This window comes from Tenacibaculum sp. Ill (assembly GCF_051938915.1).
GTDB lineage: Bacteria > Bacteroidota > Bacteroidia > Flavobacteriales > Flavobacteriaceae > Polaribacter > Polaribacter larymnensis.
On record NZ_JBPSCW010000002.1, the window covers coordinates 2,166,803 to 2,184,355 of the forward strand.

The following is a 17,553-nucleotide window of genomic DNA, read 5'->3' on the forward strand; positions in this document are numbered from 1 at the left end:
TTATTTTACTTTTGAAATTTGTGCCATAAGCTCTGCCTCACACACTAACTTTCCATTAGCGTATGCATAAGCTTGCATATGAGCAATACCTCTTCTTATAGGTGTGATTAATTCACTTTTAAATATTAATGTATCTCCTGGTAATACTTTCTGTTTGAACTTAACATTATCCATTTTCATGAAATATGTTAAGTAGTTTTCAGGATCTGGAACTGTATTTAATACTAAAACTCCACCACATTGTGCCATAGCCTCTACTTGAAGAACCCCAGGCATTACTGGAGCTCCAGGAAAATGTCCTACAAAGAAATCTTCATTCATAGTAACATTCTTCATCCCAACTACATGTTTATCTGATAATTCAATAATTCTATCAATCAATAAAAATGGAGGTCTATGAGGTAAAATATCCATTATTTTATGGATATCCATTAATGGTGGTTGGTTTAAATCATAAGAAGGAACATTATTTCTTTTTTCCTTTTTTATGATTTTAGCTAATTTCTTAGCAAAAGTAGTATTTACAGAATGTCCTGGCTTATTAGCTATTACTTTTCCTTTAATTCTAATACCTGTTAAAGCCAAATCACCAATAACATCTAACAACTTATGACGCGCAGCTTCATTAGCCCAATGTAATGTTAAGTTATCTAAAACTCCGTTAGGCTTTACAGTAATATTATCTTTATTAAAGGCTTTTTTTAACTTTTCCATTGTGCCATCAGACAATTCCTTGTCGACATAAACAATAGCATTATTCAAGTCTCCACCTTTAATTAAGTCATGTTCTAACAACATTTCAATTTCATGTAAGAAACTAAATGTTCTTGCTGCTGAAATTTCTTCCTTAAAGTCTGAAATCGTATTTAATGTTGCATTTTGAGTTCCTAATATTTTAGTTCCAAAATCTACCATGGTAGTTACTTGGTACTCATCTGAAGGCATTAAAATAATTTCACTTCCAGTTACTTCATCTTTGTATGAAATAATTTCTTTTACTACATACTCTTCTATCTCAGCTTCTTGTTCAACAATTCCTGCTTTTTCTAGAGCTTCAATAAAAAACTTAGAAGACCCATCCATAATTGGAGGTTCAGAAGCATTAATTTCTATCAATAAATTATCAATATCTAATCCAACTGCTGCAGCTAAAACGTGTTCAGATGTTTGTATTTGAACTCCGTTTTTTTCAAGGTTTGTTCCTCTTTGTGTATTTGTTACATAATCAGCTTTTGCTTCTATTACTGGCTCCCCTTCTAAATCCACTCGTTTAAAAGCAAATCCATGATTTTCTGGAGCTGGTTTAAAAACCATTGTAACTTCATTACCAGTGTGTAATCCAACACCTGATAATGTAACTTCGTTTTGTATTGTTTTTTGTTTCTTACTCATTTTTTACTTTTTGAGCATTCAACTCTTTTTCTATTTTATGTATTGTAGTTGCTAATTTTGGTAAGTTTTTAAAGTGTACATAAGACTTGCTATAGTCTGAATATCCAAATGCTGGAGAGCCTTGTACTACTTCTTCATCTTTTAAGCTTTTTCCTATTCCTGATTGAGCTTGGATTTTTACATTGTTTCCAATAGTTATATGACCAACAATCCCTACTTGACCTCCAATCATACAGTTCTCTCCTATTTTAGTAGATCCTGCAATCCCTGTTTGAGAAGCTATTACAGTGTTTTTACCTATCTCAACGTTATGAGCTATTTGGATTTGGTTGTCTAGTTTTACTCCTTTACGGATTATTGTTGATCCAAGAGTAGCTCTATCAATAGTTGAATTAGACCCCACATCTACGTTATCTTCTATAATAACGTTTCCTATTTGTGGTATTGCTTTATACTCACCATTTTCATCTGGTGCAAATCCAAAACCGTCTGCTCCAATTACTGTTCCTGAATGAATTTTACAGTTTTTACCTACTACAGTTTCAGAATATATTTTTACTCCTGCAAAAACAACTGTATTATCACCAATTGTTACATTATCTCCTATATAAGAATTAGGATAAATTTTAACATTATTACCTAAAACTACATTTTCACCAACATAAGCATAAGCTCCTATATACTCATTATCTCCAATAGTAGCTGAATTAGCTATAAAATGAGGATTTTCTCTTCCTTGCTTATTATTTTTCACTTCATTGTAAAACTCTAAAAGTTTTGAGAATGCTTTATAAGCATCTTCGACCTTAATTAAAGTAGTTTCAATTTCCTTTTCAGGAACAAAACTCTTATTTACAATAGCTACTGATGCTTGAGTTGTATATATATACGAGTTATACTTTGGGTTTGATAAAAAGGTTAATGAACCTTCTTTGCCTTCTTCTATCTTAGAAAGTGTAGATACTTCAGCTTCCGGATTCCCTTCAATCTCTCCTTCTAAAATATCGGCTATTTGTTTTGCTGTAAATTTCATTATCTGCAAAAGTAATTATTTTTGTTCAAATACCTCTCGATTAGAATTTGTTTCTAAGTATTCGTCTAGTTTATTTTCTTGGGATAACAAAGGTAATACTTCACTACAGGCTTTGTCAATGCTTTAAGGTTTAGCTGGTCAGAAGCTTTTGCTATGTCTTTAAGCTTACCTTTTTTTGTGTAAATTTTAATTGGCTTCTTGGTATTATATGCTTGGTGCTTTATTTCATTTGAAAAAACAAAATATTCAAGTTCTTTTTCACTTAAATCTACAAGCTTTCTTAATTTTTTACGCCTCTTTTCAATATACTCCTCAGTAAATGGTTTCTCCTGAATTTCAATCTTTAACAAACTTCTATCAATGATTTTTGTAGCTAGAGTAGACAAAATAAAATCCTCATGATTCTTCCATTCTTTTATTGCTGACAAAACATCATAATCGTCTAGTTCAGAAAATATTTCTAATGTTTTATTTGAAAAATTCTCTTTATTTATCGGATTATATAAAAAATACTTAAGAGCTCTACTAGAAGGAAGCTCCACTCCTTTTGTAGCTAGCTCCTTTGCTCTTTTTAATATACTAACCAGAAGGTTTTCTGCTACTAAGCCAGTTTTATGTAAATAAACTTGCCAATACATTAGGCGTCTCGCAATAACAAATTTCTCTACTGAATAAATTCCTTTTTGTTCAATTACTAATTCATTATCCACTACATTCATCATTGCTATTAAGCGATCTGATGAAATGTTTCCTTCCGCTACTCCAGTAAAAAAACTATCTCTTTTTAAATAGTCTAACCTATCAATATCTAACTGACTTGATATTAGTTGGTATAAAAACTTACGTGGATGCTTCCCTTCGAATACTTGAATGGCTAAACTTAACTTTCCTTCAAATTCATCATTCAAGGCTTTCATAAATTTTAATGAAATTTCTTCATGAGTAATCTCATTTACAATACTATGTTCTAATGCATGTGAATATGCCCCATGACCTATGTCATGTAATAAAATAGCTATATACAAAGCATTTGCTTCTTCTTCTGAAATTTCAACATTTTTCATTCGTAACACATGTACAGCTTTTTGCATTAAATGCATACAACCTATTGCATGATGAAAACGAGTATGATTAGCTCCAGGATATACTAAATTTGACAGCCCCATCTGTGTTACTCTACGTAATCTTTGGAAATAAGGATGCTCAATAATATCAAAAATTAGGGAGTTTGGAATCGAGATAAATCCATAAATAGGATCGTTAATTATCTTTAATTTGTTGGTTTTTGATTTCTTCAAAATGTATAAATCCTTGAATTTTAAACAAAAAAATCATAATTTATCTACAAAACCAAATTAACCAGCGTTTAATTAACGTATTTTTAGCTTTTATAAACACAACAAAACTACTTTTAACCGTTATTTAGGTAGAAAACAAGTTGAAAATTATGATGAGAAACATACATATTCTTTGGGTAGATGACGAAATAGATTTATTAAAACCACATATATTATTTTTAGAAAAAAAAGATTACAAAGTTACAACCTGTACCAATGGTACTGATGCTATTGATTTAGTTAGTGAAAATAATTTTGATATTGTTTTTTTAGATGAAAACATGCCTGGTATTACTGGCTTGGAAACACTATCTGATATTAAACAAAAAAACACAAACCTTCCTGTGGTTATGATTACCAAAAGTGAGGAAGAGTATCTTATGGAGGAAGCTATTGGTTCTAAGATTGCTGACTACTTAATTAAGCCAGTGAATCCTAATCAAATATTATTGAGTTTAAAAAAGAATTTAGACCACTCTCGTTTAATCTCTGAAAAAACTACATCAAGTTACCAACAAGAATTTAGGAAAATTTCTATGGATTTAGCTATGGTAAATTCTTATGAGGAATGGGCTGAACTATATAAAAAACTAGTTCATTGGGAACTTGAATTAGAAAATATTAATGACACTGGAATGTTAGAAATTTTAGAGTCTCAAAAATCTGAAGCCAACTCACAGTTTTTTAAGTTTATTAAAAAGAATTACCAACACTGGTTAACTGGAGATGATAAACCTACATTTTCGCACACACTTTTTAAAGATTACATAGTACCAAACTTATCGAAAAACCAAAGTGTTTTATGGGTAGTAATTGACAACCTTCGTTATGACCAATACAGGGTTTTAGAACCTTTCATCAATAATTATTTTAAAAAGGAAGAGGAATATTCATACTACAGTATTTTACCTACAGCTACTCAATATGCTCGTAATGCTATATTCTCTGGCTTAATGCCCTCTGAAATGGAAAAAAGACACCCAAATTATTGGAAAAATGATATTGATGAAGGTGGTAAAAACTTATTTGAAGCTGATTTTTTAGAAGAGCAAATAAAACGTTTAGGACTGAATATTACACATGAATATTACAAAATAGTTTCTTTAAAAAGTGGAAAAGATTTAGCTGATAATTATAACGGAACACGACAAAATGGCCTTACTGCTGTAGTTTACAACTTTGTTGATATGCTTTCGCACGCCAAAACTGAAATGGAAGTGATTAAAGAGCTTGCTGGTGACGATAAAGCCTATCGATCTTTGACAGTGAGTTGGTTTAAAAACTCTCCTCTTTATGAAATTATTCAAAAAGCACAAAAGTTAGGACAAAAGTTAATAATCACAACTGATCATGGTACTATTAATTGTAAGCACCCTACCAAGGTGATTGGTGATAAAAACATTAGTTCCAATTTACGATATAAAACTGGTAGAAGTTTGAGTTACGAAGATAAAGATGTATATGCGGTTAAAAACCCAAAAGATATTTTCTTACCCTCAGTAGCTATTAATAGTCCTTTTATCTTTACAAAAGAGGATTTATTTTTTGCTTATCCTAACAATTACAACCATTTTGTAAAGTATTATAAAAACACATATCAACATGGAGGAATTTCACTGGAAGAAGTAATTATTCCTTGTGCTGTTTATAATCCAAAATAGCAAAAAAGTAAATTTTATTAACAAATATTACTTCATTATTTTTGCTACTTATGAACAAAAATTATTCACTCGACGAATTAACAGCTGTAGCTGAAGAAATCATAGCTACTACCCAACATAAAATTCTGCTTTTTTATGGAGAAATGGGTGTTGGTAAAACAACTTTAATTAAAGAGATATGTAAAGTTTTGGGTGTAGAAGATATTGCCCACTCTCCTACTTTTTCACTAGTTAATGAGTATAAAACTTCTTCTAACGAAACAGTATATCATTTTGATTTTTACCGTATTAAAGATGAAGAAGAAGCCTATGATATGGGGATTGAAGATTATTTATATAGTAATAATTGGTGTTTAGTTGAGTGGCCTGAAAATGTTAAAAATTTACTACCTTTAGATACTGTTTCAATATCTATTAGTTTGCTAGAAAACGGGCAACGAAACATTCAATTAAAAACTAACTAAAATTTAGATGGGTTCTATTTCACCTTTTACCAAAGAGCAATTAATGCCGCAAACCGAAATGCTTGAAATTAAAAAGCGAAAGGGAGATTTATTTATAGGGTTACCAAAAGAAACTCATTTTGAAGAAAAACGAATTAGCTTGTCTCCTGACGCTGTTGCTGCATTAGTAGCTCACGGACACAGGATTGTGATTGAGACTGGTGCTGGTGATGGAGCTAATTACAGTGATCAAGAATATTCTGATGCTGGAGCTAAGATATCCTATGACGTTAAAGAAGCTTTTGCTTGTAATATTGTATTAAAGGTAGAGCCACCATCTTTAGAAGAAATTAAAATGTTAAACCCACAAACGGTTTTAATTTCTGCTCTACAATTAAAAACACAAGACAAAAAATATTTTGAAGCACTTGCTAAAAAAAGAGTAACAGCAATTGCTTTTGACTATATTAAAGATGAGCATGGCGTATTTCCTATTGTAAAATCATTAAGTGAAATTGCAGGAATCGCTTCTATGCACATTGCGGCAGAGCTTATGACAGCTTCTAATGGAGGAAATGGTTTACTGCTAGGTAATATAGGAGGTGTTCCTCCTACTGATGTTGTTATTTTAGGAGCAGGAACAGTTGGGGAATTTGCTGCTAAAACAGCCATAGGTTTAGGAGCGCGAGTAAAAGTTTTTGACAACTCAATAACTAAGCTTCGTAACTTACAATCATGTGTACAAGCACCTATTTACACTTCAACGATTCAACCTAAAACCTTACAAAAAGCTTTAATGCGATGTGATGTTGCTATTGGGGCTATTAGGGGAAAAGATCGCTCTCCTGTAGTTGTCACCGAGGAAATGATTGAACAAATGAAAGATGGAGCTGTTATTGTTGATGTAAGTATTGATAGAGGTGGTTGTTTTGAAACCTCTCAAGTTACTACACATAGTAAGCCTACATTCGCTAACCATGGAGTGATTCATTATTGTGTTCCTAATATTCCTTCAAGGTATTCAAGAACCGCTTCTGTATCTATCAGTAATATATTTACCCCTTATTTATTAGAAATTGCTGAAGAAGGAGGTTTTGAAAATGCTGCTCGTTTTGATAAAAGTTTACGTAATGGAATGTATTTTTATCATGGAATTTTAACCAATAAAACTGTAGCAGACTGGTTTGACCTTCCTTACAGAGATATTAATTTATTGATTTTATAGTTCTATTTTACTTACTTTTGCACTTCAATTTTTAAATTATGCAGTGGTTAAAACGTGTTGGTTATTATTTAATAGGAATTGCCCTAGGTAGTTTAGTTGTTCTTTTTATTTGGAAGGGTAAAGATGTTTCTTTTGATTATGGTATGGACGCTCGTACTTTAAAAACAATTAGAATTAAAAAGCGTTTGTTTTCTGATAATGCTCAGCAAATATTAACAACTTCTAAAATTGACACTGCTACTATCTCTACTATTTTAAATCACGGAGATGTAGACTTTGGAAAAAGTAAACCTCGTTTAAAGCCTTGTGCAGAGTATTTTATTACAGGTAAAGACAGTTTAAATCATATAGATTTGTATATTATACGTTGTGATTCAACTGCTACAGTTGATAAAATTACTATTAACTAACAGTTTTTATACTTATCGTACAAGCCTATTCCGTTTAATATCATTGGAATTATTTTCTCAAGTCTTTTTTCTTTCGTAGTTTCTTTCTTAGCTTCAGAAATATAATCGGTAAACTCCCTTTGTTTACTTAAAGTAAGTTGACTGAAAGCTTCTTTTAGCCTATTATTTCTATCTAGCTCTAACTGTAATTTTTCTGGAATAACTATAGGCTTGATATTCTTTTTAGGCTTTAACTCTTTTCCTTCTTCTGAGTTTTTAATTGCCTCTAATACATATTGTTTTATCAATACTATATTAATATCTTCCAATTGATTAAATCTCCATTGACGCATTGCTTGTGTTTTTCCTTCTTGAGCATTTTCCAATACTTCTTCTTTATCAGTTAAAAAACAACCTTGAAAAAACCATAAGCCACAATAATTTTTAAAGGCAGATAAACCTACTATGTTTTTACCTTTATATACATAAACAGGAGCTCCCCACTTAATGGTTTCGTCTACAGGGAGATCTAAAAAAACAGAACGCAAGAGATTTAACTCTTGCGTCCAATTACTTTTATCTTCTATATATTCTGATACTCTAGGATTCATTTTGCTATTTATTCTTCTAAAAACATCTTCCAGCTTACACCAAACTTACCTATTAGTATATTACTTAGTTATTTTTAGTTAGCTATTTCACTTGTAAATTTAATACGCATTAATCGCAATTCATCATCATCATAATCTCCATCAAACTCATCTAAGGCTTCTTGAATTTTATCAGTTTCAGCTTCCATAAAATAATCATGGATTTCTTCCTGTTGATCTTCATCAAGTAAGTCATCTACAGCATAATCGATATTTAACTTAGTTCCAGAAAATACAATAGCCTCCATTTCTTTTATCAACTCAGACATTTCTAAACCTTTAGATTTTGCGATATCTTCTAGAGGTAACTTTCTATCTGTATTTTGAATGATATAAAGTTTTAATCCAGAATTTACTCCTGTACTCTTAACTATTAAATCATCAGGACGCATAATTTCATTGTCTTCCACATATTTTGAAATGAGTGCAACGAAATCTTTACCGTATTTTTTAGCTTTACCCTCTCCAACACCATGAACTTTTGCTAATTCATCTAATGTTACAGGGTATTTTAAAGCCATATCATCTAAAGATGGATCTTGAAAAACAGCAAAAGGCGGTACTCCTAAACGTTTTCCTACAGTTTTCCTTAAATCTTTCAACATCGCTACCAACTTATCATCTACTCCTCCTGCAGACTTTTCATTAGTAATAATAGTACCATCATCCGCTGTCTTATAAACATGATTTTCTGTCATCATAAATGATGATGGGTTCTTTATAAACTCTTTACCTTCTTTAGTTAGCTTTAATACACCATACTGTTCTATTTCTTTCTTAATTAAATCCGCCACTAGTACTTGACGAATTAAAGCCATCCAGTAATGATTGTCTTTTGCTTTACCAACACCAAAAAAAGGTTGAATATTTGTTTTGTGAGACTTTAACAATGCATTTTCTTTACCTATTATTGTATTTACAATTTCTTTAGGCTTATACATTTCGCTAGTATCTCTAATAACAGAAAGTAAGGTTACTACTTCATCTTTTGCTTCGTGCTTTTTCTTAGGATTTCGCATATTGTCATCCATATCAGCACCTTCTCCATTTACTTCATCAAATTCTTCTCCAAAATAGTGAAGTAAGTATTTACGCCTGTTCATTGACGTTTCTGCATACCCAACAACTTCTTGTAAAAGAGCATGCCCTACTTCTTGTTCTGCTACTGGCTTGTTAGCCATGAATTTTTCAAGCTTTTCAATATCTTTATATGAGTAAAAAGTTAAACAATAACCTTCTCCTCCATCACGACCAGCTCTACCTGTTTCTTGATAATAACTCTCTAAACTTTTAGGAATGTCATGGTGTATCACAAAACGAACATCAGGTTTGTCAATCCCCATACCGAAAGCAATTGTAGCTACTACAACATCACAATCTTCCATCAAAAACATATCTTGATGCTTAACACGTGTTTTTGCATCTAATCCTGCATGATAAGGAACTGCATTTATTCCGTTCACTTGTAAAATTTGCGCTATTTCTTCTACTTTTTTACGACTTAAACAGTATATAATTCCAGATTTTCCTATTCGTTGTTTTATAAAGCGAATTATATCTTTTTCTACCTCTTTAGTCTTTGGTCTAACTTCGTAGAATAAATTTGATCTGTTAAAAGATGCTTTAAATACATTCGCATCCGTCATTCCAAGAGTTTTAAGAATATCCTCTTGTACTTTTTCTGTTGCGGTTGCAGTTAAACCAATAATTGGTACATTATCAATCTGCTTAATAATATTTCTTAGATTTCGGTATTCAGGCCTAAAATCGTGCCCCCATTCAGAAATACAGTGCGCTTCATCAATCGCTACAAACGATATTTTTTGCTTCCTAAGGAACTCAGCATATTCTTCTTTTATTAAAGATTCAGGAGCTACATACAATAACTTTGTAATTCCAGATTCAATATCTGATTTTACCTGGGCAATCTCTGATTTGTTTAACGAAGAATTTAATACATGGGCTATTCCATGGTTTTCAGAAATTCCTCTAATGGCATCTACTTGATTTTTCATTAAGGCAATTAATGGTGATACCACAATTGCTGTACCTTCCTTCATTAAGGCAGGTAATTGATAACATAGCGACTTACCACCACCAGTAGGCATAATAACAAATGTGTTTTTATTTGCTAACACACTGTTAACTACATCTTCTTGTAGCCCTTTAAACTGGTTAAATCCGAAGATTTTTTTTAATGATCCATATAAATCCGTCTGCTCTTTATTCATCTTCTAATATCAAAAATTAAAAACGAGAACTAATTTACAAAAATTCCCAACAATACATAACGTAAACTTTCTTTTTATTAAAAAAGATTTTCTTCTCAAATATTCCTATTTTTACACTTTAAAAATATACTTAAAACTTTTTTAACTTGAAAGACGCAAACGCTATTCTCTCAACCGCAAAAGATACTATTCTTTTAGAAAGTAATGCTATTGCTAATTTAGCAAATTTATTAAATAGCTCGTTTACGGACGCTGTTAATTTTATATTTAATTCAAAAGGGCGTGTTATTGTAACTGGTATTGGAAAAAGTGCCAATATTGCTACTAAAATGGTAGCTACTTTTAACTCAACAGGTACACCTGCTGTTTTTATGCATGCTGCTGATGCTATACATGGTGATTTAGGTAATGTACAGGATGATGATGTGGTGATTTGTATTTCTAAAAGTGGGAACACTCCTGAAATAAAAGTATTGGTACCTTTAATTAAAAACTATAACAATAAAATTATAGCTATAACAGGAAACCCTGATTCTTTCTTAGGAAAAAATGCCGACTTCCTTTTAAATTCTTTTGTAGATAAAGAGGCCTGCCCTAACAACTTAGCTCCTACAACAAGTACTACAGCTCAATTAGTCTTAGGGGACGCTTTAGCCGTTTGTTTATTAGAATTGAGAGGTTTTACTAGTAGTGATTTTGCAAAATATCACCCTGGAGGAGCTTTAGGAAAACGTCTGTATTTAAGAGTTTCTGATCTTATTAAAAATAATGAATTACCAAAAGTAAAAAGTACAGATAAAGTTACTCAAGTAATTGTTGAAATATCAGAAAAACGCTTAGGTGTAACTGCCGTTGTTAATAATGATAAGATTGCAGGAATTATTACCGATGGAGATATTCGTAGAATGCTAAGTAAAACGACAAAAATAGACGAGCTTACTGCTACTGATATTATGAGTACTACCCCAAAGACAATAGACGTAGATGCTATGGCTGTTGAAGCTTTAGATACTTTAGAAAACAACAATATTACCCAAATTTTAGTTACTGATGCAGACAACAATTATGTAGGTGTGGTACACTTACATGATTTAATTAAAGAAGGAATATTTTAAGATGGCAGAAAAGGAAATGTCTTTTTTAGACCATCTTGAAGAACTAAGATGGCATTTAGTAAGGAGTTTTGCAGCTATTTTTGTAGTAGCAATCGTCATTTTTGCAAATATTAATTTTGTTTTTAATGAGATTCTTTTAGCTCATTTAAAACCTGATTTTGCAACGTATCAATTCTTTTGTAAAGTATTTTCTTCTATTGGAATTGATAGTAGTTTTTGTACTATTAAATTTAAACAAACACTTCAAGCTTTAAATCCTACTCAACAATTAATGACAGGAATTTGGTCTTCTCTAATTTTAGGGTTTGTAGTTGCTTTTCCTTATATTTTATGGGAGTTTTGGCGATTTATAGCTCCTGGGTTGCATGAAAGCGAAAAGAAAAAATCAAAAGGTTTTATTTTTACCTCTTCTTTTCTGTTCTTTCTAGGGATTTTATTTAGCTATTACGTTATTTTACCAATGTCTGTATACTTCTTTTACAACTTTGAAATATCAGACGCTATACAAAACAATTTTAAGTTAGAGGCTTACATTAGCCTTATTACAAATACATTATTAGGTGTTGCTATATTTTTTGAACTTCCCGTAGTTATTTTCTTCCTAACTAAAATAGGATTAATTACACCAGAGTTTTTACGAAAATATCGTAAACATGCATTAGTCGTGGTATTGGTATTATCTGCTATTATTACTCCACCAGATGTGGCTAGTCAAGTAATTGTATCAGTACCTATCATGATTTTATATGAAATGAGTATTTATGTATCAAAATTTGTCTTAAAACAACAACAAAAGAATGTCACAAAAAGTCCAAGAGTTTAACGACTATCGTGCTAAAATGAACGAAAAGATTTTAGCATCAGATAATAAAGTAATCAAACGTATTTTTAACTTAGATACCAATGCTTTTACAGAAGGGCATTTACCTGTTAAAACTAAAGAATTATTAGGTTTAGTAGCGTCTGCAGTATTACGTTGTGATGACTGTATTGCTTATCATTTAAAAACAGCCCACCAAAATGGTGTTACCAAAGAAGAAATGATGGAAACTATGAGTATTGCCACATTAGTTGGTGGAACTATTTTAATTCCTCATTTACGAAGAGCTGTAGAGTTTTGGGAAGCATTAGAAAACGAAGCTTAATTTATACATATATTGATTTAAGAAATTTTTAAGAAACAGTTTTGTTACTTTTATACTTTAATCAATTCCACTTTCAACAATAATAAATGAAGTTAAGAGCAGACAACATACAAAAGATATACGGTAGTAGGAAAGTAGTAAAAGGAATTTCTTTAGAAGTTGAGCAAGGTGAAATTATTGGATTACTTGGTCCTAACGGAGCAGGTAAAACAACCTCTTTCTATATGATTGTAGGTATGATTAAACCTAACGATGGTCATATTTTTCTAGATAATGAAGAGATTACTACTGATGCAATGTATAAACGTTCTCAAAAAGGAATTGGTTATTTAGCACAAGAAGCTTCTGTTTTTAGAAAGCTTTCAGTAGAAGATAATATTATGTCAGTTCTTGAATTTACTGATAGAACTAAAGCTGAAAGAAAACAACGCCTAGAAGAGTTAATAGATGAATTTAGTTTAGGACATGTACGTAAAAACCGTGGTGATCTATTGTCTGGTGGTGAACGTCGTAGAACAGAAATTGCACGTTGTTTAGCTTCTGACCCTAAATTTATTTTATTAGATGAACCTTTTGCTGGTGTTGACCCAATTGCTGTAGAAGATATTCAAGGAATTGTAGCACAATTGAAAAATAAAAATATTGGTATTTTAATTACCGATCATGATGTGCAAGCTACTCTTGCAATTACTGATAGAACTTACCTAATGTATAATGGAGGGATTTTAAAAGAAGGAACTCCCGAAGAGCTTGCTGAAGACGAAACTGTTCGTAGAGTATATCTTGGAAAGGATTTTGAGCTTAAGAAGAAGAAATTCGATAATCAAGCTGTAACACAAAATCATTTCATAATTGAGAACGCAAAAGAAGAAGATCTTTTCTCCTCTTTTTCTAAAGTCTATCATAACCAAAACTTAAAAGATGGTTTTAAGCTGTATAGAAAAAAAGGGAATACTAATTCTTTTCTTGTTATACCTGCGGATAATATGAGTTTCATCGATTTCTGTAATTTATGCATTGATATAGAAGGTTTAAATGTAAAAGGGAATATCAAAGTGTCTAATCATAGCTATAAAAAAATAGCTAATTATAATGACTGGTGTAACTTTGAAATAGGTACAGATAAAGTTACATTAACCAATAGAAATAACGAAAGTTGGGATATCTACAAAAAAGGAGATTTTACGAAAAATAAACTTATGAATAAGGTCTTTGCTGAAGATAAAATATCTTTAGAAAATTATCATTTCATAAGTAACATTTTTGAACCTCAAAAAAACACCTAAAAAATAATTTTCAAAATCAAAACAAAAAAGCACGTTGATTCACAACGTGCTTTTTTGTTTTATTTAAGATGTAACTTATTCTATTTTGAAGAGAGTTTTTTATCTGAGTTATTTACAATAGACAATACTACATATGATAGTATTATCATTGGAATTGCAACTATTTTTAAAGTAATAATTAATATAATTGATAAAGCTAAAAACACATACTTAATCACATTATCTTTAAAATAAAAATTTTTAAACTTCAAGGAGAACAACGGTATTTCAGCATTCATTAAATACGTAAACAACACTGTAAGTAATATTAAAAAGTATTGATTTTCAATAAAACTTATTAAAAACGATTCTTTATCAAACTGAGCTATTAATGGTAAAGAAATTACAAACAAGCTCATAGCTGGTGTTGGTACTCCAATAAAACTATCCGATTGACGCTCATCAATATTAAACTTTGCTAAACGGTATCCTGCTCCCAATGTTAGCAATAAGCCTAAATAAGGCAAATTACTTCCTGTTGCTCCATACTCATCAACTCCAAAATATCCTACAGCATCTATATCTAAAGCATTTATCAACATTTGCATCATTACAATCCCAGGCACTACTCCACTTGTTACCATATCAGCTAAACTATCTAACTGTTTACCTAACTCACCTTGTACCTTTAGCATACGGGCTGCAAACCCATCAAAAAAATCAAAAAATATCCCAAGCATTACCAAAATTGCCGTGGCAAAAAAATCTCCTTTAATTGCAAAAATGGTAGCAATAGTACCACATAACAAGTTTCCTAAGGTTAATAAATTTGGAATATATTTTTTGACGTTCATAGTATTCATAAATTTACAGCTAAAATAAGAAATCATTCAATGGCTTTTACATTTTAGCTATTTTTTGTCATCTTTGTTTAAAAAGCTATTACATAGTATTATGCCAATTATCTCAGATACATTCTCTCCTAGCCTCCCATTTAAAAGTGCTCATTTTAACACTGTTTATCGTCCGTTATTCATGAAAGACACCATTGAATATAAACGAAAAAGAATTACAACGTGGGATGCTGATTTTATTGATTTAGACTTTTCTTTCGTGGAATCTAACACTATTGTGTTGTTAATTCACGGATTAGAAGGTAGTTCTCAGTCAAATTATATGATTACAACATCTAACCATCTAAACAGTTTAGGTTTTGATACAGTCTGTATGAATTTAAGAGGTTGTAGCGGAGAAGATAATTTACTTTTGGAAACCTATCATAGCGGAAAAACAGACGATGTTAGTTTCATCATTAAATACTTAAAAAACTATTATGATTATGACAATATTATAATCACAGGGTTTAGTTTAGGAGGAAATCTAACTTTAAAATATTTAGGGGAATACAGTGATATTCCTTCAGAAGTTAAAGGAGGAATAGCTGTATCTGTTCCTGTTGACTTAACCTCTTCTCAAGCTGAACTAAATAAATTAAAAAACAAAATTTACCTAAATGAGTTTTTAAAAACTATGAAGTTAAAGCTCTTACAGAAAGCAAAAAAGTTTCCTGACTTCAAATTAAATAAAGAACTCTTATTTAAAGCTAGTAAATTTAGACATTTAGAAAAACAGTATACCGTACCTGTTTTTGGCTTTGAAAGTTCCGAGGATTATTGGCTAAAAGCAAGTGCTAAGCCTTTTATTACAGAAATTAAGGTTCCAACATTACTTATTAATGCTTTAGATGATAGTTTTTTATCAAAAGAATGCTACCCTATAAAAGAAGCTAAGGAAATGAAAAACTTTTATCTCTCTACACCAAATTATGGCGGACATGTAGGTTTTATGTCTTCTTTTTCTAGCACAGAAAACAGATGGTTAGAACAACGTATTTCAAGATTTATAAATGAAACTCTTGGAATTGAATATTAAACAATAACCTTAAAAATACCTAGTTATATTAATCGGATTTATGATATTTGTAAAACACCGACATTAATTTTCTCTGATACTTATGATGATAAAAAAATATGCATATCTTTTTCTTTGTTTATTATGTATTAATCATGCTTTTTCTCAAAGAGTTAATACTTTAGGTTTATCAAAATTTTCTCAAATAAGTATCATTACTTCAGGACCTGGAGAAGCTTTATATGAGAAGTTTGGGCATACAGCTATTCGAGTAAAAGATCCCGTTTTACAACTAGATCTTCTTTATAATTATGGAATTTTTGATTTTGATGACCCTAACTTTTATGTAAACTTTACCAAAGGTTATATGAAATACAAGTTAGCTCGCTATCCTTTCCATTTATCTTTAAAGAGTGCTCAACAAGATAAACGTTGGGTGAAAGAACAAATTTTAAACTTAACACAACAACAAAGAAATGTTTTTTTTCAGTTTTTAGAAACAAATGTTCTCCCTGAAAATGCAAGTTATTTTTACGATCCTTTTTTCGATAACTGTGCTACCAGACCTCGTGATATAATTCAAAAGGTTACAGGAGATAAATTAGTTTTTAAGGATAATTTTGTTACTAAGGATTTATCGTTACGACAATTGATGAATAAAGAAATTAATCCAAACACTTGGGGTAGCTTAGGAATTAATATAGCTTTAGGAAGTAAGTTAGATAAAATAGCAGCTCCAAAAGAATACTTATACTTACCTGATTATGTTTTTGAAGCTTTAAGTGTATCAAAAATTGTTAAAGATGAAAAAGAAGAAAATTTAGTTAGGAAAACAAATGTTTTACTCGATTTTGAAGAGAAGGAATCCAAAAGTGATCTTATTAATCCCTTTTTAATAATTTTAGTATTTTCCTTATTTGGAATATTTATTACATATAAAGACTTTAAAAAATCTAAAAGAACCAAATGGTTTGACTTTATTCTGTTTTTTACAACTGGTGTTTTAGGTTTGCTAATTGTTTTTTTATGGTTCTTTACCAACCATTCAACTGCACCTAACAATTTTAACTTTTTATGGGCATTTGCACCTAACTTAGTTGTTGCTATCTTTTTATTGAAGGAAATTCCACCAAAATGGATATACGGTTATTGTATCGTTTTATTAATTTTTATACTAATTATTCCTTTTATATGGCTATTTAGTATTCAATTATACACGTATCCTATGATTCCTCTATTTTTGTTATTAGGAACTCGCTATTTCTTTTTACAAAAAGCTTTGAAGAGCTAGTTCATATCCTTGTAAACCAAAACCAAAAATAACTCCTTTAGCATTAGGAGCTATATAACTAGTGTGGCGAAACTCTTCTCTAGCATGTATATTTGAAATATGCACTTCAACTACAGGGGTTTCTATACCTTTTACAGCATCACCAATACCTACAGATGTATGAGTATAGGCCGCTGCATTTAGAATGATACCATCATAATCAAAACCTACTTCATGTAATTTATCTATCAACTCCCCTTCTATGTTCGATTGAAAATACTCTAAATTTATAGTAGTATAATTATTTTTTAATTCTTTAAAATAATCATCAAAAGAACTTGCTCCGTAAATAGTTGGTTCACGCTTCCCTAATAAATTTAAATTAGGCCCATTAATTATAATTATTTTTTTCATTACTAATATTTTCTAAAGTAAAAATACTCTTTTTAACTTTTAAGCATAAAAAAAGGAAGCAAAATTGCTTCC

General features: G+C 30.7%; 16 protein-coding genes and 1 pseudogene. 10 read left to right on the forward strand and 7 right to left on the reverse strand.

Annotated features, from left to right (window positions below; translation table 11 throughout):
- The 3 genes from ACTPNM_RS10110 to ACTPNM_RS10120 all read right to left on the reverse strand — a co-directional run bounded on the left by ACTPNM_RS10110 (position 1) and on the right by ACTPNM_RS10120 (position 3,723).
- Complete coding sequence (locus ACTPNM_RS10110; protein ID WP_274639946.1) at positions 1 to 1,392, reverse strand: bifunctional UDP-3-O-[3-hydroxymyristoyl] N-acetylglucosamine deacetylase/3-hydroxyacyl-ACP dehydratase; 1,392 nt, start codon at positions 1,390 to 1,392, stop codon at positions 1 to 3.
- A complete protein-coding gene (gene lpxD, locus ACTPNM_RS10115; protein WP_440121644.1) occupies positions 1,385 to 2,425 on the reverse strand; it encodes a UDP-3-O-(3-hydroxymyristoyl)glucosamine N-acyltransferase in 1,041 nt (346 codons plus the stop codon). The genes ACTPNM_RS10110 and lpxD overlap by 8 nt, the downstream gene beginning before the upstream one ends.
- A gap of 65 nt (positions 2,426 to 2,490) precedes the next feature.
- Positions 2,491 to 3,723, reverse strand: coding sequence for an HD domain-containing protein (locus tag ACTPNM_RS10120; protein WP_274639948.1), 1,233 nt, complete (start codon positions 3,721 to 3,723; stop codon positions 2,491 to 2,493).
- Positions 3,724 to 3,875: 152 nt separating this feature from the next.
- Between ACTPNM_RS10120 and ACTPNM_RS10125 the strand changes: the two genes are divergently transcribed.
- From ACTPNM_RS10125 to ACTPNM_RS10140, 4 genes are read left to right on the forward strand one after another with little or no spacing between them, the layout of a single operon-like run.
- Positions 3,876 to 5,423 carry a response regulator gene (locus ACTPNM_RS10125; RefSeq protein ID WP_440122831.1) on the forward strand — a complete coding sequence of 516 codons (1,548 nt, stop codon included), beginning with the start codon at positions 3,876 to 3,878 and terminating at the stop codon, positions 5,421 to 5,423.
- Positions 5,424 to 5,473: 50 nt separating this feature from the next.
- Positions 5,474 to 5,887, forward strand: coding sequence for a tRNA (adenosine(37)-N6)-threonylcarbamoyltransferase complex ATPase subunit type 1 TsaE (gene tsaE / locus ACTPNM_RS10130; protein WP_440121645.1), 414 nt, complete (start codon positions 5,474 to 5,476; stop codon positions 5,885 to 5,887).
- Between the two features lie 7 nt (positions 5,888 to 5,894).
- Positions 5,895 to 7,091, forward strand: a complete 1,197-nt coding sequence (locus ACTPNM_RS10135) for an alanine dehydrogenase (RefSeq protein WP_440121646.1) — start codon at positions 5,895 to 5,897, stop codon at positions 7,089 to 7,091.
- Between the two features lie 38 nt (positions 7,092 to 7,129).
- Positions 7,130 to 7,501, forward strand: a complete 372-nt coding sequence (locus ACTPNM_RS10140) for a DUF4258 domain-containing protein (RefSeq protein WP_440121647.1) — start codon at positions 7,130 to 7,132, stop codon at positions 7,499 to 7,501.
- Here the strand turns inward: ACTPNM_RS10140 and ACTPNM_RS10145 are convergent.
- Positions 7,498 to 8,091, reverse strand: a complete 594-nt coding sequence (locus tag ACTPNM_RS10145; protein ID WP_440121649.1) for a YdeI/OmpD-associated family protein — start codon at positions 8,089 to 8,091, stop codon at positions 7,498 to 7,500. The two genes, ACTPNM_RS10140 and ACTPNM_RS10145, sit on opposite strands and share 4 nt — an antisense overlap.
- 74 nt (positions 8,092 to 8,165) lie before the next feature.
- Positions 8,166 to 10,361 carry a RecQ family ATP-dependent DNA helicase gene (locus tag ACTPNM_RS10150; RefSeq protein WP_274639954.1) on the reverse strand — a complete coding sequence of 732 codons (2,196 nt, stop codon included), beginning with the start codon at positions 10,359 to 10,361 and terminating at the stop codon, positions 8,166 to 8,168.
- A 146-nt stretch (positions 10,362 to 10,507) separates the two neighbouring features.
- On the opposite strand from ACTPNM_RS10150, the gene ACTPNM_RS10155 reads away from it, so the two are divergent.
- The 4 genes and pseudogenes from ACTPNM_RS10155 to lptB all read left to right on the forward strand — a co-directional run.
- Positions 10,508 to 11,476 (forward strand): KpsF/GutQ family sugar-phosphate isomerase, encoded by a 969-nt coding sequence (locus tag ACTPNM_RS10155; RefSeq protein ID WP_440121650.1) that lies wholly within the window; start codon positions 10,508 to 10,510, stop codon positions 11,474 to 11,476.
- A gap of 1 nt (position 11,477) precedes the next feature.
- Positions 11,478 to 12,299, forward strand: a complete 822-nt coding sequence (gene tatC / locus ACTPNM_RS10160; RefSeq protein ID WP_099214325.1) for a twin-arginine translocase subunit TatC — start codon at positions 11,478 to 11,480, stop codon at positions 12,297 to 12,299.
- Positions 12,274 to 12,621 carry a carboxymuconolactone decarboxylase family protein gene (locus ACTPNM_RS10165; protein WP_099214324.1) on the forward strand — a complete coding sequence of 116 codons (348 nt, stop codon included), beginning with the start codon at positions 12,274 to 12,276 and terminating at the stop codon, positions 12,619 to 12,621. The genes tatC and ACTPNM_RS10165 overlap by 26 nt, the downstream gene beginning before the upstream one ends.
- An 86-nt stretch (positions 12,622 to 12,707) precedes the next feature.
- Positions 12,708 to 13,442 (forward strand): annotated as a pseudogene (gene lptB / locus ACTPNM_RS10170) (LPS export ABC transporter ATP-binding protein); the annotation flags it as partial.
- A gap of 545 nt (positions 13,443 to 13,987) precedes the next feature.
- On the opposite strand, the gene ACTPNM_RS10175 reads toward lptB, so the two are convergent.
- A complete protein-coding gene (locus tag ACTPNM_RS10175) occupies positions 13,988 to 14,740 on the reverse strand; it encodes a CDP-alcohol phosphatidyltransferase family protein (protein WP_440121652.1) in 753 nt (250 codons plus the stop codon).
- 100 nt (positions 14,741 to 14,840) lie between these two features.
- Here ACTPNM_RS10175 and ACTPNM_RS10180 point away from each other — a divergent pair, with 100 nt between their 5' ends.
- Positions 14,841 to 15,818: a YheT family hydrolase gene (locus ACTPNM_RS10180; RefSeq protein ID WP_121146899.1), complete on the forward strand. Its 978-nt coding sequence runs from the start codon at positions 14,841 to 14,843 to the stop codon at positions 15,816 to 15,818.
- 82 nt (positions 15,819 to 15,900) lie between these two features.
- Positions 15,901 to 17,088, forward strand: a complete 1,188-nt coding sequence (locus tag ACTPNM_RS10185; RefSeq protein WP_440121654.1) for a lipoprotein N-acyltransferase Lnb domain-containing protein — start codon at positions 15,901 to 15,903, stop codon at positions 17,086 to 17,088.
- On the opposite strand, the gene aroQ is transcribed toward ACTPNM_RS10185, so the two are convergent.
- On the reverse strand, positions 17,065 to 17,481 hold the full coding sequence (aroQ, locus tag ACTPNM_RS10190) for a type II 3-dehydroquinate dehydratase (protein WP_440121655.1): 417 nt from the start codon (positions 17,479 to 17,481) through the stop codon (positions 17,065 to 17,067). The genes ACTPNM_RS10185 and aroQ overlap by 24 nt on opposite strands.
- Positions 17,482 to 17,553 lie beyond the last annotated feature (72 nt).